Below are 23,615 nucleotides of genomic sequence, written 5' to 3'. Positions count from 1 at the left end.
AGGCGAATCAGAAAAATTCAAAGGCCAGAGTCCGAAAACCCGACATTCAAAAACAACGCCAGCTCAAAAAAGCTGACTAAATGTCCAGTCCCCCACACGGGGGTATGAGAAACCGGAACCAAAAATATTTGGCACTGACATTCATCGACACACTATTGAGTTCTCAAAGAACACACGCACAAACAAAACCCACCAGCAACAACCAGAGAGTCTCAGTAAGGCAACTTTTCAAGCTTAGCCCACCCCGTGATCCCGATCCAAATCGGGGTCCCGGTCGAGCCGTGTGATCCTATCAGGCGCTCATCGTCCGGCCTCGTGTCCCGGGCCTTTCGGCTCCGGGTCGGCGTCCGTGTCACTCTGACCTGGAATAAGTTACGTGCGAACCACTTTCGATGTCAAATCGCCTGGTCATCCGGCCAAAATGAGCGGAGCCGACCCGCCCGCACAGGGGCGAATCGGCTCCGAAAAGGTCGATCGGCAATTCAGCGCGGACCCTAACCGTTGCAGGCGGAGTCGAGCAGTTCGGTCTGGCTGCCGTCCGAACTCAGTGTGGACGGCGTCGGCGGTCCGAACAGTCCCATCGCCGCGTTCTCGGCGTCCCGCTTCGACGATCCGAGCGCGCCGAGAACCCGGCCGTCCCGCGCCGAGATCGCACCGCAGCCATCCACATAGCGCAGCACCACCCAGCAGTTGGCGTAGTGACACTGCCCCATCGCGGCCGCATCGGCCTCGGCCTGGCTGCCGTAGTTCCGGGCGCCGCCGATGATGTAGGCGTCGTCCGGGTTCTCCGTCGATACGGCGAAGGCGCCGTAGAGGTGCCCGTCGTCCGCCGCGGCGGGCCCGGCGGTGGCCGTCAGTGCGACGGCCGCCGCCCCCAGCGCGAGACCCGCGATCGTCTTCCCCGACACAAGCATGTTCGTCTCCCGTTCCCATGGCCACGTTGCGAGGCCAACGGAACATCATCACGAAACCCACCGACAAATCCAAATCATTTGGCGCCCAGTAACGCCGGGAGCCAGCCCGTCCCGTGGGACGGACCGGCTCCGCGGTCGAGAAAGTGCCTGGCGGCGGGACTCAGAAGTCCATGCCACCCATGCCGCCGGTCGGATCGCCGGCCGGGGCGGCCGTCTTCTCCGGCTTGTCGGCGACGACGGCCTCGGTGGTGAGGAACAGGGCCGCGATCGACGCCGCATTCTGCAGCGCGGAACGGGTCACCTTCACCGGGTCGGCCACGCCGGCCGCCAGCAGGTCCTCGTAGACGCCGGTCTCGGCGTTGAGGCCGGAGCCGGACGGCAGGTTCGAGACCTTCTCGGCCACCACGCCGGGCTCCAGGCCCGCGTTGAAGGCGATCTGCTTCAGCGGCGCGCCCAGCGCGACGCGAACGATGTTCGCGCCGGTGGCCTCGTCGCCGGTCAGCGACAGCTCGTCCAGAGCCGGGGCGGCCTGCAGCAGGGCCACGCCACCACCGGGGACGATGCCCTCCTCGACGGCGGCCTTGGCGTTGCGCACCGCGTCCTCGATGCGGTGCTTGCGCTCCTTGAGCTCCACCTCGGTGGCGGCGCCGGCCTTGATCACCGCGACACCGCCGGCCAGCTTGGCCAGGCGCTCCTGCAGCTTCTCACGGTCGTAGTCCGAGTCCGAGTTCTCGATCTCGGTGCGGATCTGCGCCACGCGGCCCTGGATGGCCTCCGCGTCGCCCGCGCCGTCGACGATGGTGGTCTCGTCCTTGGTCACGACGACCTTGCGCGCCTGGCCCAGCAGCTCGAGGCCCGCGGTCTCCAGGGAGAGGCCGACCTCTTCGCTGATGACCTCGCCGCCGGTCAGGATGGCGATGTCGGCCAGCTGCGCCTTGCGGCGGTCACCGAAGCCCGGCGCCTTGACGGCGATGGACTTGAAGGTGCCACGGATCTTGTTCACGACCAGGGTCGACAGGGCCTCGCCCTCGACGTCCTCGGCGATGATGAGCAGCACCTTGCCGGCCTGGATGACCTTCTCCAGCAGCGGCAGCAGATCCTTGACGGTCGAGATCTTCGAGCCGACCAGCAGGATGTACGGATCCTCGAGGACCGCTTCCTGACGCTCCGGGTCGGTCACGAAGTAACCGGAGATGTAGCCCTTGTCGAAGCGCATGCCCTCGGTCAGCTCCAGCTGGAGACCGAAGGTGTTGCTCTCCTCGACGGTGATGACGCCTTCCTTGCCGACCTTGTCCATGGCCTCGGCGATCAGCTCGCCGATGGACGGGTCGCCGGCGGAGATCGCGGCGGTGGCGGCGATCTGCTCCTTGGTCTCGACCTCCTTGGCGGAAGCCAGCAGGCGGCTCGTGACCGCTTCCACGGCCTTCTCGATGCCGCGCTTCAGACCCAGCGGGTTCGCGCCGGCCGCGACGTTGCGCAGACCCTCACGCACCAGCGCCTGCGCCAGCACGGTCGCCGTGGTGGTGCCGTCGCCCGCGACGTCGTCCGTCTTCTTGGCGACCTCTTTGACCAGCTCGGCGCCGATCTTCTCGTACGGGTCCTCGAGCTCGATCTCCTTGGCGATGGACACACCATCGTTGGTGATCGTGGGGGCGCCCCACTTCTTCTCCAGGACGACGTTGCGACCCTTCGGGCCGAGCGTCACCTTGACAGCATCGGCGAGGCTGTTGAGGCCCCGCTCGAGGCCGCGACGGGCCTCTTCGTCGTACGCAATTGTCTTGGCCATGGCGTTGTTGAGATCCTCCACGTGTATGGCTGACACACAGAGCGACCGCAGGGTTGGATCGCTCCATTGACGCTGGCCAGGTTTCGGTGCCCGCGACGGACGACCGGGGGTGTCGTGGTACCCGGTCTCACCGTCCCGACCTGGCACTCACATGAAGGGAGTGCCAGGTCCATTTTTAGCACTCGCCGATACCGAGTGCAAGGCTGTGTCCTTGGCCTCCGCTCCGCTCCGGCGGGTTCGCGGCCCCCTTTGCCCCGGTCCTTCCCTCCTCCGGTCGGTCGCTGCGCTCCCTCCCTCCGTCAGTCCAGGACCGGGACGGGCCGCGAACGCCTCAGGTGTCGGTGACTCGGAGGGCGAGGGCGAGGAAGGCGTCGGCTCGGCGCTCCTCGGGGGTGCGCGGCTCGCCGCGGTCGATGGTGACCTGCTCCGCGTCGTGCAGCAGCAGTTCCGCCTCGATGCGCATGATGGCGCGGATGAACGGCGGAGCGACCTCCGGGGGGAGGTCTCCGTTCACTATGTAACTCCCGTCGGGACCGGACTCCGTGGACACATAGGTCAACGCATGCAGCAGGTCACCGCGTGATTCTCCGGCAATCATGTCGGAATCCCGGTCATCCGCCATAGCTACATGGTATCCATATCGCCCTTGTGGGAGCGGCATATGGCTAATACAGTACGTACGTACGGTTTGGTGAATGACGCGACGGGAGTCACCGTGTGGGATCCACAGCAGTATCTGACCTTCGATGATCACCGATCCCGCCCCTTTTTCGAACTGCTGAATCGGATCGGCGCCGAACGCCCCCGGCGTGTCGTGGACCTCGGGTGCGGACCGGGACATCTCACCGGCGTGCTGGCCGAGCGGTGGCCCGAGGCGGTGGTCGAGGCCTCGGACTCCTCGCCGGAGATGGTGGCGGCGGCGCGGGCGCGGGGTGTGCACGCGACCCTGCTCGACGTGCGCGACTGGCAGCCCGAGGCCGATACCGATGTGATCGTCACCAACGCGGTGCTGCAATGGGTGCCCGGCCATCCCGATCTGCTGCGGCGATGGGCCGCCGAACTGCCGGTCGGCGCCTGGCTGGCGTTGCAGGTTCCGGGGAATTTCGACGCGCCCTCGCACAGCAGCATCCGTGAGGTGGCGGGTCGGCCGCACTGGCGGGATCGGCTGGCGGACACCGGCATCCTGGAGGCCCGCAGCGTGCTGGAGCCGACGGAGTACGCGGAATTGTTCGCGGCGGCCGGGCTGACCGTGGACGCCTGGGAGACCACCTATGTTCAGCACCTCTCCGGGGAGAACCCGGTACTGACCTGGGTCACCGGCACGGCGCTGCGGCCGGTGCGGGATGCGCTCGACGATGCCGATTGGGACCGGTTCACCACCGAACTCGGCACCCTGCTGCGCGCCGCCTATCCACAGCAGCCCGACGGTGGCACCTGGATGCCGTTCCGCCGGGTGTTCGCCGTCGCGCATCGGCCCTGACGGCTAGCGGCATCCTCACCGAGGCATAGGCAGCACCGCCACCAACGCGCGGGCAGCACCGCCACCAAAGCGCGGGCAGCACCGCCACCGTGGCGCAGACAGTACCGCCGCCGCGGTACAGGGCCGCCCCACCGTCATGCACAGGGCCGCACTACCGCCGAGGCACGGACCGGCACCGCCGCCGCCGGACCGTTCGGTTCGAACGATCCCACCTGCTTCAGGCGGAGGGTTCCGGCGGGTTCGGAGACTGTGCGGGGCCGGTGGGTATCGTCGCGAGCAGTGCGGCCAGATCGCGTTCGATATCGGGTTTGTTCAGGCCGAGGCCGGAGAGCACGCCGGTACCGTCCTCCAGTTCGAGCAGTGCCAGCAGCAGGTGTTCGGTGCCGATATAGTTGTGCCCCAAGCGAAGTGCCTCGCGGAAGGTCAGTTCCAGGGCCTTGCGCGCCGGGCCGTTGTAGGGGACGAGGGCGGGTACCTCACCGGCCGCCGGCGGTAGCGCCGCGGTGGCGACCCGGCGGACCGCGTCCAGTCCGATGCCCTTGCCGACGATGACCGCCGCCGCCAGCGAGTCGGGCTCACTGAGCAGTCCGAGTACGAGATGTTCCGGCGCGATCTCGGCATTGCCGGCGGTCCGCGCCTCCTCCATGGAGGCCACCACGACGTGCCGGGCTCGTGTGGTGAATCGCGCGAAGCCGGCATTCGGATCCAGCGCCGCCGGATTACTCGATTCCTTGGGTACGAAGCGTTTCTGGGCGGCCTGTTTGCTCACACCCATGCTGGTACCGATCTCGGTCCAGGACGCACCCGAGCGCCGGGCCTGATCGACGAAGTGACCGATCAGATGATCGGCGACCTCGTCCAGATGGCCCGCGACCACGACGGCGTCCGACAGTTGTTCCAGTGCGTTGTCCGGCCGGGCCCGCTTGATTCCCTCGATCAGATCGTCGAGGCGGAGATTGTCTGCCATTCGTCAACGATAGGTTGACCATCGCGGCTTCGTCAACACTTGGTTGACGATTGTGCGGGTGCGGATTCCGGGTCGGCCGATGGGGTCCGGTTCAGTGCGGCGGGCGGACCGTGAAGTGCGGGAGGTGCCCGCGCAGGCCCGGGGCGCCGGAGGTCGGTGTCGGGTGGGGATGTGTGTGCACATCGCGGTTCGCCGCCGGACCGCAGGCGGCGCACAGGGTCAGGACGCCGCAGGCCAGGACGGCCACCACCAACTTCTTCACGGGACTCTCCCAGGCACGGCAGCGCCGCGCGTTCGACAGCGTTCGGTGTGCGCGGAGCGCGCCACCGCTGCCCTCACGGTCCCTCGCGATCCTTATCGCCGGCCCATCGATCACTTAACGGGTCGGGTTCCGCCGCGAAACTATCCGGCGGCGATACCGATCGCGACGGCGACGGGAGTGTCGGCGCGGCTGGCCGACAGGCACACCAGCTTCGCGGTACCCAGCGCGACGTTCGGGCTGCCCTCGAACTTCGATCCCGGATTCTCCGCCAGCACCTGATTCATCAGCGTCTTCTCCGCGTCGACGTCCAGGGCCTTGAACTGGCTGCAGGGCGTGCGCGAGGCCGGGCCGAGCGTCCCGCCGGCGACCGGCGTGGTGCTCGCGGCAGCGGAAGTACCGGCGGCGGCAGGGGTTTCGGGGACGGGGGTCGCGGACGCGACGGGTGCGGGGCTACCCGGCGCCGGGGTGACGGCGGCGCCGGCGGTGGACGCCTTCTGGCGCAATCCGCTGGCGTCGGTGGGCGAGTCGTTCCCGCCACACGCGGCGAGCGTCACCGTGCCCGCCACGACGGCGAGTATCGCGATTCTTCTCATCACCGATTCATTCCCCGCTACGGTCGACATACACCGAGAGTGCCCGGCGCGCTGGCAGCGTACCCGGCACGGCGCGGCGAGGTGACGCGACCTGGGCCTCAGTGCACGTGTTCGCGCCAGTCCGCCGGCACCCGCTCGCGCGGGCCGGGGACCGTCTGCTCACGCGGATGATGTTGCGGCGGAACCAGTTTCGGGCCCTCGTCGAACATCTCGTTGGACCCGTAGTCCCAGAACCACTGCTCGCCCGGCTCGAAGCTGCGGACGAACCGATGGCCGGTCTCCGCGAAGTGTTTCGTGGCGTGCTGGGCCGGGGAGGTATCACAGCAACCGATGTGGCCGCACTGGGCACATCGGCGCAGATGCACCCACCAGCCCTGGGCCTGTTCACATTCCACACAGCCGGTGCCGCTGGGCGGGACCGCCGGGTCGATGCCCTCGATGTTCGCCATATCACTCACTTCCGGTAATCGGCTGTGCCGGTTCGGGTTCCGCCTGCTCCAAAGGCAGGCGGACAACGAACCGGGTATCGCCGGGGACCGATTCCACCCGAATGTCGCCACCGTGCTTCTTGGCCACGATCCGGAACGAAATGTCCAGGCCGAGACCGGTTCCCTCGCCTACCGGTTTCGTGGTGAAGAACGGTTCGAAGATGCGATGCCGCAGCTCCGGTGGGACGCCGGCACCAGTGTCGCAGATTTCCACTGCCGCGCAGTCGTTCTCGCGATATGTGCGGACGGTGAGTGTGCCCCGGCCGGACATCGCGGCCACCGCGTTGTCGATCAGGTTGGTCCACACCTGGTTCAGCTCCGCCGCGTAGCAGGGCACCGGCGGCAGCGTGCGGTCGTATTCCTTGACCACCTCGATGCCGTCGCCGATCTTGCGGGCCAGCATCACCAGCGTGCTGTCGAGCAGGTCGTGGATGTCGACCACCTGGAACGGGGCCCGATCCATCTGCGAATACTGTTTGGCCGCGTTCACCAGCGAGGAGATGCGGGTGGTCGAGTCGGTGATCTCGTTCATCAGCAACTCGGTCTCGACCGTGTAGTTCAGCCAGCGGATCGCGCCCTCCACGGTGCCGCTCTCACAGCCCTCCAGGGTGCCGGCCACCTTCTCCAGCCAGTCGATGTCGAATCCGGCCTGGACGAAGTTGGGGGCGATATCCCAGCCGCCGCCGATATCGTGGTCCTCGAGCCAGCCGCCGAGCTCGTCCTCCCGGTCGGCGGCCTCCAGCGGGGTCAGCACGGGGGCCTTGCCGACCTGCGCGGCCGCCTCCTCCTGGAGCTGGACCAGCGCCTCCAGGGTGTTCGAGTCGAACTTGCCGCGCGCCATCATTTTCAGCTTGCTGCGCATCCCGGCGACCCGCTCGCGCAGCGAACCGGTGGCCCGGACCGCGGCGGCGGCCGGATTGTTCAGTTCGTGTGTCAGCCCGGCGGACAGCTGGCCCAGCGCGAGCAGCCGCTCCCGCTGGCCGATGATCTCGTTGGAATTGCGGTTACCGAAGAACAGGCCCTCGAGCAGGTGCACCGCCATCGGGAACCACTCGTGCATCATCTCCGAGAAGGTGGACGCGTCGACGACGAAGAACGTGGACGGTTCGGTGACGTAGAACGAGCCGGTATAGGTCGTCTCGGCCCGATCGCCCAGGTAGGCGGTCCAGGCGCCCGCGTAGGAGCCGCGGTGGCCGGTGCGGACCAGTTCGATCTCCTCCCCGGCGGACAGCCGGGTGAGCACGACCTCGCCGGACATCAGCACGTAGAAGTTCTCCGCCGGATCGCCCTCCCGGAAGACCAGGCCCGGTTCGAACTCCTCCATGCGGCCGTCGCGGCACAGCCAGGCCAGCTGGTCGGGGCCGAGCTTCTCGAACAGGAACAGCGACCGCAGTTCGTCGGGGTCGCACACCACACGCGTGCCCATGTCCGTTTCCTCCTACCTGCTACTGCTTCGCCAGATACCGGTGGACGAGCATCACCGCCATGGCGCCCTCGCCGACCGCGGACGCCACCCGCTTCGCCGACTCGGAGCGCACATCACCGGCGACGAACACACCCGGGACGTTGGTCTCCAGGTGGCCCGGCGGTCGCGGCAGCTCCCAGCCGGGCGGCCGCGCGCCGTCGACCATCAGATCCGGACCCGCCAGCACGTATCCATACTCGTCCCGAATGACCAAACCGTCCAGCCAGTCGGTTTCGGGGGCCGCGCCGATGAACAGGAACAGCCGTTCCGCGTCCACCTTCTCCTCGCTGCCCGTGGCGTTGTTGCGCAGCACGATCCGCTCCAGGTGGTCGTGGCCGTCGGCGGACACCACCTCGGTGCAGGGGTGCACCACGATGTTCGGGATCTGCTCGATCTGCTGGATCAGGTAGTGCGACATGGACTGCTCCAGCGAGGCGGCGCGCACCAGGATGTGCACCGCACGCGCGTTGCGGGACAGGAACACCGCCGCCTGACCGGCGGAGTTCGCGCCGCCGACGATGTAGACGTCACGGTCGGCACAGTCCGCGGCCTCGGTCATGGCCGACCCGTAGTACACGCCCCGGCCGGTGAAATCGTCCACCCCGCGCGCCGGATGGTGCCGGTAGTTGACCCCGGTGGCGATGAGCACCGAATGCGCGGCGATGGAACTGCCGTCGCCGAAGTGCACCACGCGCGCCGAACCGCAGGCCTCCAGCGCGGTCACCTCGCGCGCGGTGATCAGCTCGGCGCCGAATTTCACCGCCTGCCGCCGCGCCCGGTCGGCCAGCTGTGCGCCGGACACGCCGTCGGGGAAGCCCAGGTAGTTCTCGATGCGGGAGCTCTGCCCGGCCTGACCACCGGTGGCCGTGCGCTCGACCAGGACGGTCCGCAGACCCTCCGACGCGCCGTAGACCGCGGCGCCGAGTCCGGCCGGTCCGCCGCCGACCACGATCAGGTCGTAGAACTCACCGACCGGATCGGTGTTCAGGCCGACGCCGACGGCCAGTTCGCTGTCGCTGGGTGTGATCAGCGCGCGGCCGGTGGCATCGATCACCACCGGGCACTGGTCGGGACCGGCGCCGGCGGCCTCCAGCAGACGTTCGCCCTCGGGCTCGTCGGCCAGATACCAGCGATACGGTAATTGGTTGCGCGCCAAGAACTCCCGGACCTCCGAGCAACGCGCGGACCAGCGATGGCCGATCACCTTGGTCTCGTGCACCGGGCGGCGTTCGTCGCTGCGCCACGAATCGAGCAGCGCGTCGATCACCGGATAGAGCTTCTCCTCCGGCGGATCCCACGGCTTGAGCAGATAGTGGTCCAGATCGACCACATTGATCGCATCGATCGCCGCGCTGGTGTCGGCGTAGGCGGTGAGCAGTACCCGCCGGGCGTAGGGATGCAGATCCATCGCCTGTTCGAGGAATTCGATGCCGTCCATTCCCGGCATCCGGAAATCGGCGATCAGAACGGCCACCGGCTGACCACGCAGTTTCATCTCGCGCAGCGCCTCGAGTGCCGAGGCTCCGGACTCCGCGCGGATGATCCGATACTCCTCGCCGTAGCGGCGGCGCAGGTCCCGCACGACAGCGCGGGAGACGCCGGGATCGTCGTCGACGCTCAGGATCGCGGGTCTGGCCGCTGCTGGTGAAGTCACGTCAAAAGTATGGAGGTCACCGGCGCCGGTGACGAGCCGAGTTCTCTACCAGTGGATTTTCCACCGGCGCCGGGACGGGATCGAAGGGGTTCACAGGTCGTGGTGTTCGACGAGGTCACGTTCGGTGGGCGTCAGCAGACGTTCCAGTCGTTCCTCCCGTTCTGCGCGCGCCTGCCGCGTCCACTGACCCGGACGCCGGCGGGCATCTTCGGAGAGCGGTAGGAGCGGTAGGGATTCCGCCTGCCGGCGGTTGAGGAGAAAGCGCAGCTTCACGGCCGATCACCTCACGTCTGAATGAATAGCTCGGGTCGGATGCTTCGTTTGCCTGCGGCTTGTCTATGGATAATTGTCCGTCGCGCATTACGTGCTCGGGTACCTCCGGACGCAGACTGTGATGCAGTTGATTTTCAACGAGGTGACACCTGCCGGGCCCTTCCGCGGCGACGACCCGCCGGTAAGCTGTGTGGTACTTGACGTCACACCTCTCGGAGTCAGCGTTGCCGAACATTCTCGAAGCCACCGTCGACATTTCCGCGCCCCCGGAACAGGTCTGGCGAGTCATCTCGGATCCGAAGCGGATGCCGGAGTTCAGTCCGACCACCAAACGCATGATCCCACTCGGCACGCCCGGAGCCGGGACCTGGACGATCAATCTGAATCGAGTCGAGGGCAAATACATCTACCCCACCACCTCTCGCATCGTCCGATACGTGCCCAACCACACGTTCGCCTTCCGGATGAACGAGAACGGCGTGGTCTGGAGCTACACGATCGAGCCGATCGAGACCGGCACCCGGCTGATCGAACGCCGCGACGTCCCCAACGGCGTACGCCGGCCGGTCCGGGTGCTGATCAATTCCTTCCTCGGCGGTGAGCAGAAGTTCGAGGCCGATCTGGTGCGCGGCATGAACGAGACGCTGGAACGGATCAAGGCCGTCGTGGAGAGCTGAGATCCACACGGCCGCAACACTTTCCGGTGGGTCACTGCCAGTTCGGCAGCTTCACCACCTGCGCGGCCCAGGACAGTCCGGCGCCGAACGCGACCAACAGCGCGTCGGCGCCCGGCTTGGCGTCGCCCTTGCGCAGCAGCGCCTCCATCGCCAGCGGGATCGAGGCGGCGGAGGTGTTGCCCGAATCCTCGATGTCGTGGGCGAGCGCGCAACTCGGCGACAGATCCAGTTCCCGGGCCATGATCTCGATGATCCGGCCGTTGGCCTGATGCGGGATCATCGCCTCCAGGTCGCCCGGGACCAGCCCGGCGGCCCCGATCGCGTCCAGGCAGACCTGCTTCAAAGAGTGTGCGGCCCAACGGAATACCGCGGTGCCCTCCATCGCGAGCCAGGGCCGTACCGCGTCCGCGCCTCGCTCGTCGAATTCGGCGAAGAACTCCACCCAGTTCTTGTCCTGCCGGATGGCGTGGTGCTGGGTACCGTCGGAACCCCAGACGGTCGGGCCGATGCCCGGCTCGTTTGCCGGGCCGACGACCACCGCGCCGGCGCCGTCGCCGAACAGGAACGCGGTCGCCCGATCGGCGGGATTGACCGTGGCCGACAGCAGTTCCACGCCGATCACCACCACGTGCCGGGCGGTGCCGCCCTTGATCAGGTCGGAGGCCACGGCCAGGCCGTGACAGAAGCCGGCACAGCCGGCGGCCAGATCGAAGGCGGGCGGGTGGCCCATGCCGAGTGCGGTGGCGACCTGCGGCGCCGCCGCCGGGGTGAGCAGCGGCCAGGTGGAGGTGGCCAGGACCACACAGTCGATCTGCTCGGCCGCGACCTGCGCGGATCGCAACGCGCCGCGCGCCGCCTCCGTGGCCATGGTGACGACGGTCTCCGAGCCGGTGGCGAACCGGCGGGTGTGGATGCCGGAGCGCGTGCGTATCCATTCGTCGCTGGAGTCGATCGGACCGGCGACCTCGTCGTTGGTGACGATCCGCTGGGGGCGATACGCCCCCAGCCCGAGTAGTGCGGTGTGTTCGGAACCAGTGATGTGCGCGAGTCGAGCAGCCATCGTGCGTCTCCTAGGTACACCCTGGCAGGTGTCGCCACGACTCGCGGCCGCACCCGCGCATGGAACGTTTCCTTCGTCGGACCCGCGCTGCGACACCGCGTCGACACGAATCACGCCGACACCGCAACCGGATGAACACGCACTGCACCGTCCACCGCGGAAGCCGCAGACATGAGGCCACCTCATATTACCGGCAAATCGGTCGCCGGCACCACGTTCTTCCCGGCAACCGACAGGTCCAGTGTGCGCCGCCCGCGGTCGCCGCTGCGCCCGGCGGGGTGCCGCGGCGCCCGGATCGCACCTGTTCCCCCGCTCCGACCGGCGGAACGGGCCTTGGGCACGGCCACACAACCGGGCCCCGGGGGACCTCGGTCCCGTAAGGTGTGAACGCGATTACCCCCAGCACGAAAGAGGAGCCTGTGGCCCGCCGACCCACCCCGCCCGGCACTCCCGAACGCACCGGACTCGGCCATGTCGCCGATCTGGTCCGGGATGCGATTCCGCCGCTGCACCCGGCCGGCCTGCCCTTCGTGGCGGGTCCGCTGGCGGTCGCGGCGCTCGCGGGCCGCCGGAAGTGGTTGCGCCGGGCCGGACTGGTGACCGCCGCGGCCTCGGCGGCCTTCTTCCGCCACCCGGACCGGGTCCCGCCCAACCGGGCGAATGTGGTGGTGGCGCCGGCCGACGGGCAGATCGCGCTGGTCGACACCGCGGTCCCGCCCGCCGAGGTGGATCTCGGCGAGCAGCCGCTGCCGCGGGTGAGCATCTTCCTGTCGGTGCTGGACGTGCACGTCCAGCGCACCCCGGTGTCGGGCATCGTGCGGGAGGTCGCGTATCAGCGCGGTCAGTTCCGTTCGGCCGACCTGCCCGAGGCCAGCTCGGTGAACGAGCGCAACACGATGCTGTTGGAGACCGAATCCGGACAGCTCGTCACCGTGGTGCAGATCGCGGGCCTGCTGGCGCGCCGCATCGTGTGCGACGCCCGGACCGGCGACAAGCTCACCATCGGTGACACCTACGGCCTGATCCGCTTCGGTTCCCGGGTCGACACCTACTTTCCGGCCGGGACCACGCTGCTGGTCGAACCCGGTCAGCGGACGGTCGGCGGGGAGACGGTGCTGGCCGAACTGCCGTCATGATCGGTAAAACCGCGATCGGCAACGGCCGGCGCCGCACGGTCCTGCTCCTGCCCAGCGTCGTGACGATCCTGGCGCTGTGCGCGGGTCTGTCCGCGGTGAAATTCGCCCTGGACAACTCGCTCGGCGGCGCGCTGGCGATGATCGGCGCCGCGGCCGTGCTGGACACCCTCGACGGCCGCCTGGCCCGCATGTTGTCGGCGACCACCAAGATCGGCGCCGAACTCGATTCGCTGTCGGACGCCATCTCCTTCGGCGTCGCGCCGGCGCTGGTGCTGTACGTGACGCTGCTGCGGCAGGAGGGCGCGGGCTGGATCATCGCGCTGATCTACGCGGTCAGCATCGTGTTGCGCCTGGCCCGGTTCAACACGCTGATGGACGACGACACCCGGCCGGACTGGGAGCGGGACTACTTCGTCGGGGTACCCGCCCCCGCGGCCGCGCTGATCTCGCTGCTGCCGGTGGCGCTGCACGAACAGTTCGGCGCCGGCTGGTGGGCCGACTTCCCGGTGGCCGCGGCCTGGACGGTGTTCGCGGCGCTGCTGGCGGTCAGCACGATCCCGACCCTGGCGATGAAGTCGGTGTCGGTGGCGCCGCAGGCCGCGGCCCTGCTGCTGGTCCTGGTCGCACTGGCGGCGGCCGCGCTGATCACCTATCCGCTGATCCTGCTGGTGGTGCTGGTCGTGCTGTACATCGTGCACATCCCGTTCGCGTGGCGCTCACAACGCTGGGTCGCCGCCCGCCCGGAGACCTGGCATCACAAACCGGCCGAGCGCCGGGCCCAGCGCCGCGCCTCCCGCCGCCGACCGGCCGTCCTCGACTACTCCTCGGCGCGGCTGCGGCTGCGGCGTCCCGGCGGACGCCGCTGAGCCGTACGGGCAGAATGGGGTCCGTGCCCGAACTGTCGCTGACTGCCCGGTTGAACCATTCGGCTGCGGATGCCCGGCGGGGGGTGGTCCGGGTGCACCCGGAGGTACTGGCCGCGCTGGGACTGCGGGAGTGGGACGGGATCGCGCTCGTCGGATCGCGGCGGACCGCCGCGGTGGCCGGGGTCGCGCCGGCCGAGACGCCGACCGGGGTGATCCTGCTCGACGATGTGACGCTGTCCAACGCCGGTGTGCGGGAGGACGCGACGGTGGTGGTCTCGCGCGCGACCGTCTACGGCGCGCGGCAGCTGTCGGTGACCGGATCGGCGCAGGCCACCCGGGCCATCGCCGAATCGACGCTGCGGCAGGCGCTGCTCGGGAAGGTGGTGACCGTCGGCGACGCGGTATCGCTGCTGCCGCGCGACCTCGGGCCGGGGACCAGTACCGCCGCGGCCAGCCAGGCGCTGTCGCGGACCTTCGGCATCGCGTGGACCTCGGAGCTGCTCACCGTCACCGCCACCGATCCGGCGAACGGGCCGGTCAGCGTGCAGCCCAACAGCGCGGTGGTGTGGGGTGCGGGGGTGCCGGAGACGCATCGCGCGCCCGAGGTGCGCAGCGGCCGGGAGCCGGACGCGGCCGAGCCGGTGCCCGGTACCCGGATGCGGGTGCGGGAACGGCCCTCGGTGGTCCCGATCGCGGAACTGACCGGCGTCCGCGCGCAGGCGGCGAAGCTGTCCGAATGGCTGAGCCTGGCGCTGGACAAGCCGGAGCTGCTGAAAACCCTCGGCGCGCCACCGCATCTCGGGGCACTGATCACCGGCCCGGCCGGCGGCGGCAAGGCGACGCTGGCCCGGGCGGTGTCCGCACCGCGGCGCATGGTCGAACTCGACGGGCCGACCGTGGGCGCCACCGATGCGGGAACCCGGCTGCGCGAGGTCGGGCTCGCGGTGTCCGAGGTCTGCTCCGGCTCCGGCGGGGTGCTGCTGATCACCGATATCGACGCGCTACTGCCCGCCGAGCCGGAACCGGTCGCGGCCCTCATCCTCGATCAGCTGCGCGCCGCGGTCGCCACGGCCGGGGTCGCCTTCCTGGCCACCACCTCGCATCCGGCCGGTGCCGACAGCCGGTTGCGCGCCCCGGAACTGTGCGATCGCGAGGTGGCGCTGACGCTGCCGACCCCGGCCGTGCGCAAACAGCTGCTCCAGCAACTGCTGCGCAAGGTGCCCACCGACAACGCGCCGCTGGACGAGGTCGCCGCGCGCACACCGGGATTCGTGGTGTCGGATCTGGCGGCGCTGTGCCGGGAGGCCGCCCTGCGCGCGGCCTCGCGGGCCGACCGCGAGCACACCGAGCCGGTACTCACCCTGGCCGATCTGCTGAGCGGCCTGGAGGTGATCCGGCCGCTGTCCCGGTCGGGCACCGAGGAGTTGTCCACCGGCGGTCTCGGTCTCGACGACGTCGGCGATATGACCGAGACCAAACAGGCCCTCACCGAGGCGGTGCTGTGGCCGCTGCAACATCCGGACTCGTTCGCCCGGCTCGGCATCGATCCGCCGCGCGGCGTGCTGCTGTACGGCCCGCCCGGCTGCGGTAAGACCTTCCTGGTCCGGGCGCTGGCCGGCAGTGGGCAGCTGAGCGTGCACGCGGTCAAGGGCGCCGAGCTGATGGACAAGTGGGTCGGTTCGTCGGAACGCGCGGTGCGCGAACTGTTCCAGCGGGCCCGGGACTCGGCGCCCTCGCTGATCTTCTTCGACGAGGTGGACGCGCTGGCGCCGCGGCGCGGGCAGAGCGGCGATTCCGGCGTCGGCGACCGGGTGGTGGCGGCGCTGCTCACCGAACTCGACGGGGCCCAGCCGCTGCGCGACGTCGTGGTGCTGGGTGCGACCAACCGGCCGGAGCTGATCGATCCCGCGCTGCTGCGGCCGGGCCGGTTGGAGCGGCTGGTATTCGTGCCGCCGCCGGATGCCGCCGCCCGCGCCGCGGTGCTGAAGACCGCGGCCCGCTCGGTGCCGCTGGCCGCCGATATCGACCTGACCGCGCTCGCCGCCGAGCTGCACGGCTATTCCGCCGCCGATTGCTCGGCCCTGTTGCGCGAAGCGGCACTGGCCGCGATGCGCCGCGATGTCGACGCCGCCGACATCACCTCCGCCGATATGGCCGCCGCGCGCGCCGCGGTCCGGCCGTCACTGGACGAACAGCAGGTGGCGGCGCTGCGGCGGTACGCCGACCGCCGGGCCGGCATCGACGATCCCGAGGCCTGGCCCCGCGACTATATGTAGCTGACAATTTGCCACCGTTGCCTTCGCGTGATCTGAAATGCGGCTATACGGTTATCCGGCAAGTTGATCTCACCCTGTCCGTTTTTGGGGTATTTTCAGGTCGTGGCGACCAATCGCAGCATCTTCGAGATGGTCACGGCCTTTCTGGCCATGATGGTTGCTGGAATGTCGCTGCTACTGCCCATCGACTTCCCGTGGACGACCGGGGCGACCGCTGTCGAGCTGGATCTGCTGGCCTACAGCCTGCCGCGATCGATCGCCGCGGGTTGCCTGATCGCCCTGATCGTCGCGGTGTTCGCGACCACGATCAACCACGGCCTGGCCGCCTGGGGGGCGGCCTCCTGCGGGATCGTGATCCTGTTCCTGAACCATCTGATCGGGCATTTCGGCAATCCGACCGGCTCCCTGTCCACGGTCAACTTCCTGGATTCGGTGGCCGGGGGCATCCTGCTCGGCGGCATCGCGACGGCCGTGCTGCACGGGCGATTACAGGTGTTCGGGTGGACCCTCGGCGCACTCGGCAGCGTCGTGGTCGGCGCCGCCGGACCGGTGCCCTCCGTCGGCGAGATCGATATGCCGGCCACCCCGCACAGCGACTGGCCGGCCGTCGATTCGATCCCGCTGTGGCTGCTCGCGGTGACCCTGGTGCTGGTGGCCGCCGGCACCTTCGTCAACCGGCATCGGCAGGGGCTCGAGCGGCGCACGGTCGAACTGCCGCTGGCGCCGGTCGTGGCGGGCGTCCTGTTCGTCGGGGTGACCCTGCTCGTCTCCGAGTGGCTGGCCCGGCACGCCGACAGCCTGGCCGCCATCGTGCTGAGCGTGGTCGCGACGGTGCTCTCCGGTTTCGTCGCGGCGATGTTGTTGCCGCGCCGGGACGGGATCCTGGTACTGCTGGCCATCGCCGCCATCGCGGTCGACAGCGCGATCCAGCCGCCCTCCTTCCCCACCTGGTCGATCTGGCCGCTGGTGGCCGTCATCGGGGTGGGACTGGTCCTCGGTTTCCGGCTGCCCGGCCCGCTGACCGCCCTCGGCCTGCTCGCTGGGCTGGCCGCCTACGCCGCCGCCACCGAATACAGCCAGACCCGAGCCGGCACCGCGGTGTCCGGAGTGCTGCTGGCACTGGTCGTCGGCTACGCCTTCGGCAGCGCGTCCCCGCGCTACAACCCCACCCGAGTGCTCGGCGTGACCATCGTGCTGCTGCCGTCGGTGGTGCTGGCGCTGCGCGACCACGTCGACCGCGGCGATATCGCCTCCGGCACGATCGACGGCAACCATTGGCATATCCTGCCCGCGCCCGCCGCGAGCTCGCCGACACCGGACTGGGTGGCCCTGGCGATCACGCTCGGCTGCGCGGCGGGCCTGCTGGCCCTGCGGCACTGGCGCGAGCCGGTCGTGTACGGACCGCCGCCGGTGGCGGCCGACACGTCCGAGACGACGGCCCGAGCGGGTCATCGGCCGAAACCCACAGGTCACTGAGGCGAGCCGAACCTTTAGGCACTGAGGGAGCCGAACCGCAGGTCACCGAGGCGAGCCGAACCATCGGCACCGAGGCGAGCCGAACCACAGGCACCGAGACGCACCGAAAGTTGCAGGCGCATAGCCTCTCCGGCGGATATGCGCCGGGCGGCGGGAACATGGCCGACGCCATACTGTGGCCGGTCTCGAAACGTCCTGGCGGCACGTAGGATCGACAACGCCCACCCCGCCGCCGACCCGACGGAGTGATGTTTGCTCGCGATCCTGCTCGCCCATGCCGCCGCCGCTGCCGTCGCGCTGCCGTGTGTGCGACTGCTGGGCCGGCGGGCCTTCTACGTCCTGGCGCTGGCGCCGCTGGGTGGCCTGGGCTGGGTGGCCGCGCATTGGAACGACGGACAGCGGCTCGCGATCGGCTGGGCGCCGGCCATGCACATGGACCTGGATCTGCGCTTCGACGCGCTCGCCTCGATCATGTCGGCGCTGGTACTCGGCATCGGCGCGCTGATCCTGATCTACTGCGCCGGCTACTTCCACGACGACGACGCGCAGCGGCTGGGTATCTTCGCGGGCTATCTGGTGGCCTTCGCCGGGGCGATGTTCGGCCTCGTCGTGAGCGACAACATGTTGCTGCTGTACACCTTCTGGGAGGTCACCACCGTCCTGTCGTTCCTGCTGGTGGGACACCATTCGGAACAGGGACCGGACCGCCGCGCGGCGATGCAGGCGCTGCTGGTCACCGCCGCGGGCGGGCTCGCGATGCTGGTCGGCATCGTCATGGTGGGTGAGCACTACGGCAGTTATCTGCTGTCGGACGTCCTGCTGCGGGTGCGGCCGGGCGACGGGTGGACCGCGGTCGCGCTGGTGCTGATCCTGGTGGGCGCGCTGAGCAAATCGGCGATCGTCCCGCTGCACTTCTGGCTGCCCGGCGCGATGGTCGCGCCGACGCCGGTGAGCGCCTATCTGCACGCGGCGGCGATGGTGAAGGCCGGCGTCTACCTGGTGGCCCGGCTCGCGCCGGGATTCGCCGGGAGCGCCCCCTGGCATCCGATCATCCTGTGCCTGGGCCTGTTGTCGATGATCCTGGCGGGCCTGCGCGCACTCCAGGTGACCGATCTGAAACTGGTGCTCGCCTTCGGCACCGTCAGCCAGCTCGGCTTTCTCATGGTGCTGCTGGGCGTCGGCACCGCCGGCGCCGCGCTGGCGGGTGTGACCATGGTCGTGGCGCACGCGCTGTTCAAATCCGCGCTGTTCATGGTGGTGGGCATCATCGACCACAGCGCCGGGACCCGCGATCTGCGCCGGCTGTCCGGACTGGGCCGGCGCGAACCGGTGCTGTGCGCGATCGCGATCCTGGCCGCGCTGAGTATGGCCGGTATTCCGCCGCTGCTGGGCTTCGTCGGCAAGGAGAGCGCGCTGGAGGCCCTGCTGACCGCCGACGATCTGTCCGCGCCGGTGCGCGGGCTGGTGACCTTCGGCGTGGTGATCGGTTCCACGCTGACCGTGGGCTACAGCCTCCGATTCCTGTGGGGCGCTTTCGGAACCAAATCGACCCCGGCGGAACCGCCGGTGCCCGAACGACTTCGGCGTCGGACGGGCCCGATGTCGCTGCTGCCCCCGGCGATCGCCGCGGTGCTGAGCCTGGTCGCGGGGGCGGGTGCGCCCTGGCTGGATCGGCTGCTGCGGCCGTACGCGCAGACCCTGCCCGGACACCCGCCCGCCGGGCTCGCCCTGTGGCACGGCTGGGGACACGCCCTGGCGTTGTCCATGGTCGTGATCGCCTGCGGCATGGTGCTGTTCGAGATCCGCGACCGGTTCGGCGAATCGGCGAATCCGCGTCTGGGCAACGCGGACCGCGTCTACGACCGGGTGCTGGCCACGATGGACATCCTGTCGCTGCGGATGACCGGCGCCACCCAGCGCGGTTCGCTGCCGCTGAACCAGGCGCTGATCCTGATCACCCTCGGCGTACTGCCGACGGCCATGCTGCTGTCCGGCGCGCGGGCCCGAGTCTCGTTGCGCTGGTGGGATTCTCCGGCCCAGCCGGTGATCGCGCTGATCATGGCGGCGATGGCGATCGGCGCCACGGTGATGCGCAACCGCCTGGCCGCGGTGCTGCTGGTCGGGGTCACCGGCTACGGCTGCGGCGTGATCTTCGCGCTGCACGGCGCCCCCGATCTCGCGTTGACCCAATTCCTGGTCGAGACACTGACTCTGGTGATCTTCGTGCTGGTGCTGCGCAAATTCCCGGCGGACGTCGAGCCGAGCCGCACCGCGGCGCTGCGGTTCCGCCGGGCCGGGCTCGCGATCGCGGTCGGCGCGGTGGTCGCGGTGCTGGGCGCGTTCGCCACCGCGGCGCGCACCGCCGAGCCGATCTGGCACCGGATCCCCACGGCCGCTTATCAATTCGGCGGCGGCAAGAACGCGGTCAACGTCCTGCTGGTGGACGCGCGCGGCTGGGACACCCTCGGCGAGATCTCGGTGCTGGTGGTGGCCGCCACCGGGGTGGCCTCACTGGTGTTCCGCAGTCGCCGTTTCGGTCTCGCTCCCCGGGTCGCCGACGCACCCGGCTACCACCCGGATCCGGCCACGCCGGACTGGCTGACCGCCGCCTCGCTGCTGCCCGCCCGCGAGCGCTCGATGGTGCTCGCGATCACCACCCGGCTGGTCTTCCCGACGATCATGGCGATGTCGGCGTACTTCTTCTTCGCCGGGCACAACGCGCCGGGCGGCGGCTTCGCGGGCGGCCTGACCGCCGGCTTGGCGCTGGTCCTGCGCTATCTGGCCGGCGGCCGTTACGAACTGGGCGAGGCGCTGCCGCTGGACGCCGGGCAACTGCTCGGCACCGGGCTGGTATTCGCCGCCGGTACCGCGACGGGATCGATGTTCCTCGGCGTACCGCCGCTGTCCTCGGCCGTCGTCCAGGTGACCCTGCCGGTACTCGGCACGGTGAAATTCGTCACCGCGATGCTGTTCGACCTGGGCGTCTATCTGATCGTGGTCGGACTTGTGCTCGATGTGCTGCGCAGCCTCGGCGCCGGCCTCGACAGCGATGTGCACGTACCCGCTCGTGAGCAGGAGATGCGATGACCTCCAATCTGACGCTGCTGATCCTGATCGGGATACTCGTCGCGGCTGGCGTGTATCTGGTGCTGGAGCGCGCGGTCTCGAAGATGCTGCTGGGGATGATCCTGTTCGGCAATGCGGTGAACCTACTGATCGTGACCGTCGGCGGTCCGGACGGCCGCGCGCCGATCCTCGGCGAGCAGGACCGCGTCCACCGGGACACCGCCGATCCGCTGGCCCAGGCGATGGTGCTGACCGCGATCGTGATCACCATGGGCGTGGCCGCGTTCGTCATGGCGCTGGCCTATCGGGCCTACCGGCTGACCACCACCGAGACCGTGGAGAACGATCCCGAGGATCTGCGGGTCGCCGCGCAGCGGGAGGGGGACCGCGACACGTGACCCCCTCGCCCGCGCTGGCACCGATCCTGACCCCGCTGCCGGTGCTGATCCCGCTGCTGACCGCCGCCGGGACGCTCATCGCCGGCCGCAAACCGCGCCTGCAGCAGACGATTTCGGTGGCCGCCCTGATCGCGGTGGTGGCGATCGACGGACTGCTGCTGTGGCTGGCCGACCGCTACGGCATGTCCGCGCTGCAGATCGGCGGCTGGCGCACCCCGATCGGCATCACCCTGGTGGTGGACCGGCTCTCGGCCGCCATGCTGCTGGTGTCGGCGATCGTGCTGCTGGCGGTGCTCGTGTACGCCGTCGGGCAGGGCATCAGCGACGGCGCCGAACGCCAGCCGACCTCGATCTTCCAGCCCACCTATCTGGTGCTGAGCGCGGGCGTGTCGATCGCGTTCCTGGCCGGGGACCTGTTCAACATGTTCGTGGGCTTCGAGGTGCTGCTGACCGCGTCGTTCGTGCTGCTGACCCTCGGCGCCAGCGCGGACCGGGTGCGGGCCGGGGTGTCGTACACGATGGTGTCGATGCTGTCGTCGCTGGTCTTCCTCATCGGTATCGCGCTGGCCTACGCGGCGACCGGCACGCTGAATCTGGCCCATATGGCCACCCGGCTCGGCGAGGTGCCGGGCGGGGTGCGCAACGCCATCTACGCGGTGCTGCTGGTGGCCTTCGGCATCAAGGCGGCGGTGTTCCCGCTGTCGAACTGGTTACCGGACTCGTATCCGACCGCGCCGGCGCCGGTCACCGCGGTGTTCGCGGGCCTGCTGACCAAGGTCGGTGTGTACGCGATCATCCGGATGCACACGCTGCTGTTCCCCGCCGCCCGCTTCGACCGGGTCCTGCTGATCTGCGGACTGCTGACCATGCTGATCGGCATCCTCGGCGCGGTCGCGCAGAGCGATATCAAGCGGCTGCTGTCGTTCACGCTGGTCAGCCACATCGGCTATCTGATGTTCGGCGTGGGGCTCAACACCGTCGCGGGCCTCACCGGCACCGTCTACTACGTGGCCCACCACATTCTGGTGCAGACCACCCTGTTCCTGGTGGTGGGGCTGATCGAGCGGCAGGCCGGATCGGCGTCGCTGGAACGGCTCGGCGGGCTGCTGGCCGCGAGTCCGGTGCTGGCCGTGCTGTTCGGCATCCCGGCGCTGAATCTCAGTGGCATACCGCCGTTCTCGGGCTTCATCGGCAAGACCGTCCTGCTCGAGGCCGGCGCCGCGGACGGCAGTGTGCTCGCCTGGGTGCTGGTGGCCGGCGCGGTGCTCACCAGCCTGCTGACGCTGTACGCGATGGCCCGGGTGTGGAGCAAGGCGTTCTGGCGGCCCCGGACCCAGGCCCCGGAGGGCGAATTCGCCGATGCCGCACCGTCGGCGCTGATCGACGAGTCCACCGATGTACTGTTCGCCGATCGGCGCGATCCCGGCCGGATCCCGCGCCTGATGTTGCTGCCGACCGTCGCGCTGATCGCCGTCGGGCTCGGCCTCACCGTCTTCGCCGGACCCATTCTCGACATCGCCGGGCGGGCGGCCACCGATCTCGGCCATCGCAGCGACTATCTGAACACCGTGCTGGGACCGGCCGATTCGTGGCAGTCCGGGGGCGACCGATGAGCCGGGAGATCGCGGTCCGGATCGGCGTGCTGGTGTGGCTGGCGGTCGTCTACACGGCACTGTGGGGCGATGTCAGCGTCGCCAATCTGCTGGCCGGCTTCGCGATCGGGGCGGTGGTGATGCTGACGCTGCCGTTGCCGCGGGTGTCGGTCACCGGCCGGGTGCGCCTGCGGCCGCTGCTCGAACTGCTGGTCGCCGGAACGTATTACGCGCTGGAATCCAGTCTGCAGATCGCCTGGTTCGCGATCCGGCCGGCCGGTGCGCCGACGTCGGGGGTGCTGAGGGTGCGGCTGGCCATCCGCTCGGATCTGGTGCTGGTGTTGTGCGCGGATGTGCTGAACCTGATCCCCGGCACCATGGTGCTGGAGATCGACCGGACGAATCCGACCGTCTGGGTGCACGTCCTGAACGTCGGCAGCGATGCGGCGGTGGCGAAGTTCTACCGCGACACCCGGCGGCTGGAACGGTTGCTGATCGACAGTTTCGAGCGGCCGCCGGACCCCGGAACACCACCGATCCCGGAGGAGAGACCATGATCGTCGCCGCGACCGTCGCGGGGGTACTGCTGGCCGCCGCGGCCCTGCTCACCTCGTATCGCATCCTGGCCGGGCCGAATACGCTGGACCGGGTCGTGGGCATCGACTCGCTGATGGCGATCGCGGCCGGCGGACTGGCGGTCTGGGCCGCCTACACCGAGGACACCATGGTGCTGCCCGCCATCGCGGCGCTGATGCTGGTCGGCTTCCTCGGGTCGGCCGCCGTCACCCGCTTCCGGGTCCGGGACGACCGATGACGGCCTCGCTGCCGGCCACCGCGCCCTGGGTGCACGCCGCCGCGCACTGGGTGGCCGGCACCCTGATCGTGTCCGGTGCGGCGCTGGCGTTCACCGCGGCCCTGGCCATGATCCGCTTCCCGGACACCCTCTCCCGCATGCACGCCGCCACCAAACCCCAGGTGGTGGGGCTGGTCCTGATGCTGGCCGGCACCGCGATCCAGGTGCACGGCCATCGCAGCGTCTGGGTGCTGTTGCTGGTCGGCCTGTTCACGGTGGTCACCGCCCCGGCGATCGCACATCTGGTGGGCCGCACCGCCTATCGCGAACAACGCCATCGCGACGGCCTGCTGCTGGTCAACGAACTCGGCGACGACGAACTCGAATAACCCT

General features: G+C 69.3%; 23 protein-coding genes. 12 read left to right on the top strand and 11 right to left on the bottom strand.

The window, feature by feature from the left end; translation table 11 throughout:
* Positions 1 to 494 precede the first annotated feature (494 nt).
* The 3 genes from G361_RS47585 to G361_RS0138255 all read right to left on the bottom strand — a co-directional run bounded on the left by G361_RS47585 (position 495) and on the right by G361_RS0138255 (position 3,322).
* Positions 495 to 914 (bottom strand): DUF4189 domain-containing protein, encoded by a 420-nt coding sequence (locus G361_RS47585; RefSeq protein WP_081635754.1) that lies wholly within the window; start codon positions 912 to 914, stop codon positions 495 to 497.
* A 160-nt stretch (positions 915 to 1,074) separates the two neighbouring features.
* Positions 1,075 to 2,700 carry a chaperonin GroEL gene (gene groL, locus G361_RS0138260; protein ID WP_026344017.1) on the bottom strand — a complete coding sequence of 542 codons (1,626 nt, stop codon included), beginning with the start codon at positions 2,698 to 2,700 and terminating at the stop codon, positions 1,075 to 1,077.
* Between the two features lie 331 nt (positions 2,701 to 3,031).
* The gene (locus tag G361_RS0138255; protein ID WP_019932438.1) at positions 3,032 to 3,322 is read right to left on the bottom strand and encodes a DUF222 domain-containing protein; all 291 of its coding nucleotides are present in this window, start codon (positions 3,320 to 3,322) and stop codon (positions 3,032 to 3,034) included.
* 93 nt (positions 3,323 to 3,415) lie between these two features.
* On the opposite strand from G361_RS0138255, the gene G361_RS0138250 reads away from it, so the two are divergent.
* Complete coding sequence (locus G361_RS0138250; RefSeq protein ID WP_026344016.1) at positions 3,416 to 4,180, top strand: trans-aconitate 2-methyltransferase; 765 nt, start codon at positions 3,416 to 3,418, stop codon at positions 4,178 to 4,180.
* Between the two features lie 217 nt (positions 4,181 to 4,397).
* On the opposite strand, the gene G361_RS0138245 is transcribed toward G361_RS0138250, so the two are convergent.
* The 7 genes from G361_RS0138245 to G361_RS50010 form a co-directional block, all read right to left on the bottom strand.
* Positions 4,398 to 5,147 (bottom strand): Clp protease N-terminal domain-containing protein, encoded by a 750-nt coding sequence (locus G361_RS0138245; protein ID WP_019932436.1) that lies wholly within the window; start codon positions 5,145 to 5,147, stop codon positions 4,398 to 4,400.
* Positions 5,148 to 5,238: 91 nt separating this feature from the next.
* A complete protein-coding gene (locus tag G361_RS50015; RefSeq protein ID WP_019932435.1) occupies positions 5,239 to 5,409 on the bottom strand; it encodes a hypothetical protein in 171 nt (56 codons plus the stop codon).
* 140 nt (positions 5,410 to 5,549) lie between these two features.
* Complete coding sequence (locus G361_RS0138235; protein ID WP_063711931.1) at positions 5,550 to 6,002, bottom strand: hypothetical protein; 453 nt, start codon at positions 6,000 to 6,002, stop codon at positions 5,550 to 5,552.
* Between the two features lie 98 nt (positions 6,003 to 6,100).
* Positions 6,101 to 6,451 (bottom strand): UBP-type zinc finger domain-containing protein, encoded by a 351-nt coding sequence (locus G361_RS0138230; protein ID WP_019932433.1) that lies wholly within the window; start codon positions 6,449 to 6,451, stop codon positions 6,101 to 6,103.
* 1 nt (position 6,452) lies between these two features.
* Positions 6,453 to 7,916 carry an ATP-binding protein gene (locus G361_RS0138225; protein WP_019932432.1) on the bottom strand — a complete coding sequence of 488 codons (1,464 nt, stop codon included), beginning with the start codon at positions 7,914 to 7,916 and terminating at the stop codon, positions 6,453 to 6,455.
* Positions 7,917 to 7,935: 19 nt separating this feature from the next.
* Positions 7,936 to 9,609, bottom strand: a complete 1,674-nt coding sequence (locus G361_RS0138220) for an FAD-dependent oxidoreductase (protein ID WP_026344014.1) — start codon at positions 9,607 to 9,609, stop codon at positions 7,936 to 7,938.
* Between the two features lie 90 nt (positions 9,610 to 9,699).
* Complete coding sequence (locus tag G361_RS50010; protein ID WP_155981988.1) at positions 9,700 to 9,882, bottom strand: hypothetical protein; 183 nt, start codon at positions 9,880 to 9,882, stop codon at positions 9,700 to 9,702.
* 224 nt (positions 9,883 to 10,106) lie between these two features.
* Between G361_RS50010 and G361_RS0138210 the strand changes: the two genes are divergently transcribed.
* A complete protein-coding gene (locus G361_RS0138210; protein WP_019932429.1) occupies positions 10,107 to 10,559 on the top strand; it encodes an SRPBCC family protein in 453 nt (150 codons plus the stop codon).
* Between the two features lie 31 nt (positions 10,560 to 10,590).
* On the opposite strand, the gene G361_RS0138205 is transcribed toward G361_RS0138210, so the two are convergent.
* On the bottom strand, positions 10,591 to 11,619 hold the full coding sequence (locus tag G361_RS0138205; protein ID WP_019932428.1) for a beta-ketoacyl-ACP synthase III: 1,029 nt from the start codon (positions 11,617 to 11,619) through the stop codon (positions 10,591 to 10,593).
* Positions 11,620 to 12,038: 419 nt separating this feature from the next.
* Between G361_RS0138205 and G361_RS0138200 the strand changes: the two genes are divergently transcribed.
* The 10 genes from G361_RS0138200 (at position 12,039) to mnhG (ending at position 23,611) form a co-directional block, all read left to right on the top strand.
* Positions 12,039 to 12,755 carry a phosphatidylserine decarboxylase gene (locus tag G361_RS0138200; RefSeq protein WP_019932427.1) on the top strand — a complete coding sequence of 239 codons (717 nt, stop codon included), beginning with the start codon at positions 12,039 to 12,041 and terminating at the stop codon, positions 12,753 to 12,755.
* On the top strand, positions 12,752 to 13,621 hold the full coding sequence (locus tag G361_RS0138195) for a phosphatidylcholine/phosphatidylserine synthase (protein ID WP_019932426.1): 870 nt from the start codon (positions 12,752 to 12,754) through the stop codon (positions 13,619 to 13,621). Before G361_RS0138200 ends, G361_RS0138195 begins: the two co-directional genes overlap by 4 nt.
* Positions 13,622 to 13,635: 14 nt before the next feature.
* Positions 13,636 to 15,897 carry an AAA family ATPase gene (locus G361_RS46155; protein ID WP_052172958.1) on the top strand — a complete coding sequence of 754 codons (2,262 nt, stop codon included), beginning with the start codon at positions 13,636 to 13,638 and terminating at the stop codon, positions 15,895 to 15,897.
* 102 nt (positions 15,898 to 15,999) lie between these two features.
* Complete coding sequence (locus G361_RS0138185) at positions 16,000 to 17,373, top strand: hypothetical protein (protein ID WP_019932424.1); 1,374 nt, start codon at positions 16,000 to 16,002, stop codon at positions 17,371 to 17,373.
* Positions 17,374 to 17,625: 252 nt separating this feature from the next.
* Positions 17,626 to 20,460 (top strand): Na+/H+ antiporter subunit A, encoded by a 2,835-nt coding sequence (locus G361_RS0138180; RefSeq protein ID WP_019932423.1) that lies wholly within the window; start codon positions 17,626 to 17,628, stop codon positions 20,458 to 20,460.
* Positions 20,457 to 20,837 carry a Na(+)/H(+) antiporter subunit C gene (locus G361_RS50600; protein WP_019932422.1) on the top strand — a complete coding sequence of 127 codons (381 nt, stop codon included), beginning with the start codon at positions 20,457 to 20,459 and terminating at the stop codon, positions 20,835 to 20,837. Before G361_RS0138180 ends, G361_RS50600 begins: the two co-directional genes overlap by 4 nt.
* Positions 20,834 to 22,450, top strand: a complete 1,617-nt coding sequence (locus G361_RS0138170) for a Na+/H+ antiporter subunit D (RefSeq protein ID WP_019932421.1) — start codon at positions 20,834 to 20,836, stop codon at positions 22,448 to 22,450. The genes G361_RS50600 and G361_RS0138170 overlap by 4 nt, the downstream gene beginning before the upstream one ends.
* The gene (locus tag G361_RS0138165; protein ID WP_019932420.1) at positions 22,447 to 22,986 is read left to right on the top strand and encodes a Na+/H+ antiporter subunit E; all 540 of its coding nucleotides are present in this window, start codon (positions 22,447 to 22,449) and stop codon (positions 22,984 to 22,986) included. Before G361_RS0138170 ends, G361_RS0138165 begins: the two co-directional genes overlap by 4 nt.
* Positions 22,983 to 23,243, top strand: a complete 261-nt coding sequence (locus G361_RS0138160; protein ID WP_019932419.1) for a monovalent cation/H+ antiporter complex subunit F — start codon at positions 22,983 to 22,985, stop codon at positions 23,241 to 23,243. Before G361_RS0138165 ends, G361_RS0138160 begins: the two co-directional genes overlap by 4 nt.
* Positions 23,240 to 23,611, top strand: a complete 372-nt coding sequence (mnhG, locus tag G361_RS0138155) for a monovalent cation/H(+) antiporter subunit G (RefSeq protein WP_019932418.1) — start codon at positions 23,240 to 23,242, stop codon at positions 23,609 to 23,611. Before G361_RS0138160 ends, mnhG begins: the two co-directional genes overlap by 4 nt.
* Positions 23,612 to 23,615 lie beyond the last annotated feature (4 nt).

This window comes from Nocardia sp. BMG111209, assembly GCF_000381925.1.
Taxonomy (GTDB): Bacteria; Actinomycetota; Actinomycetes; order Mycobacteriales; family Mycobacteriaceae; genus Nocardia.
This window is presented reverse-complemented; position numbering and strand designations above follow the sequence as displayed.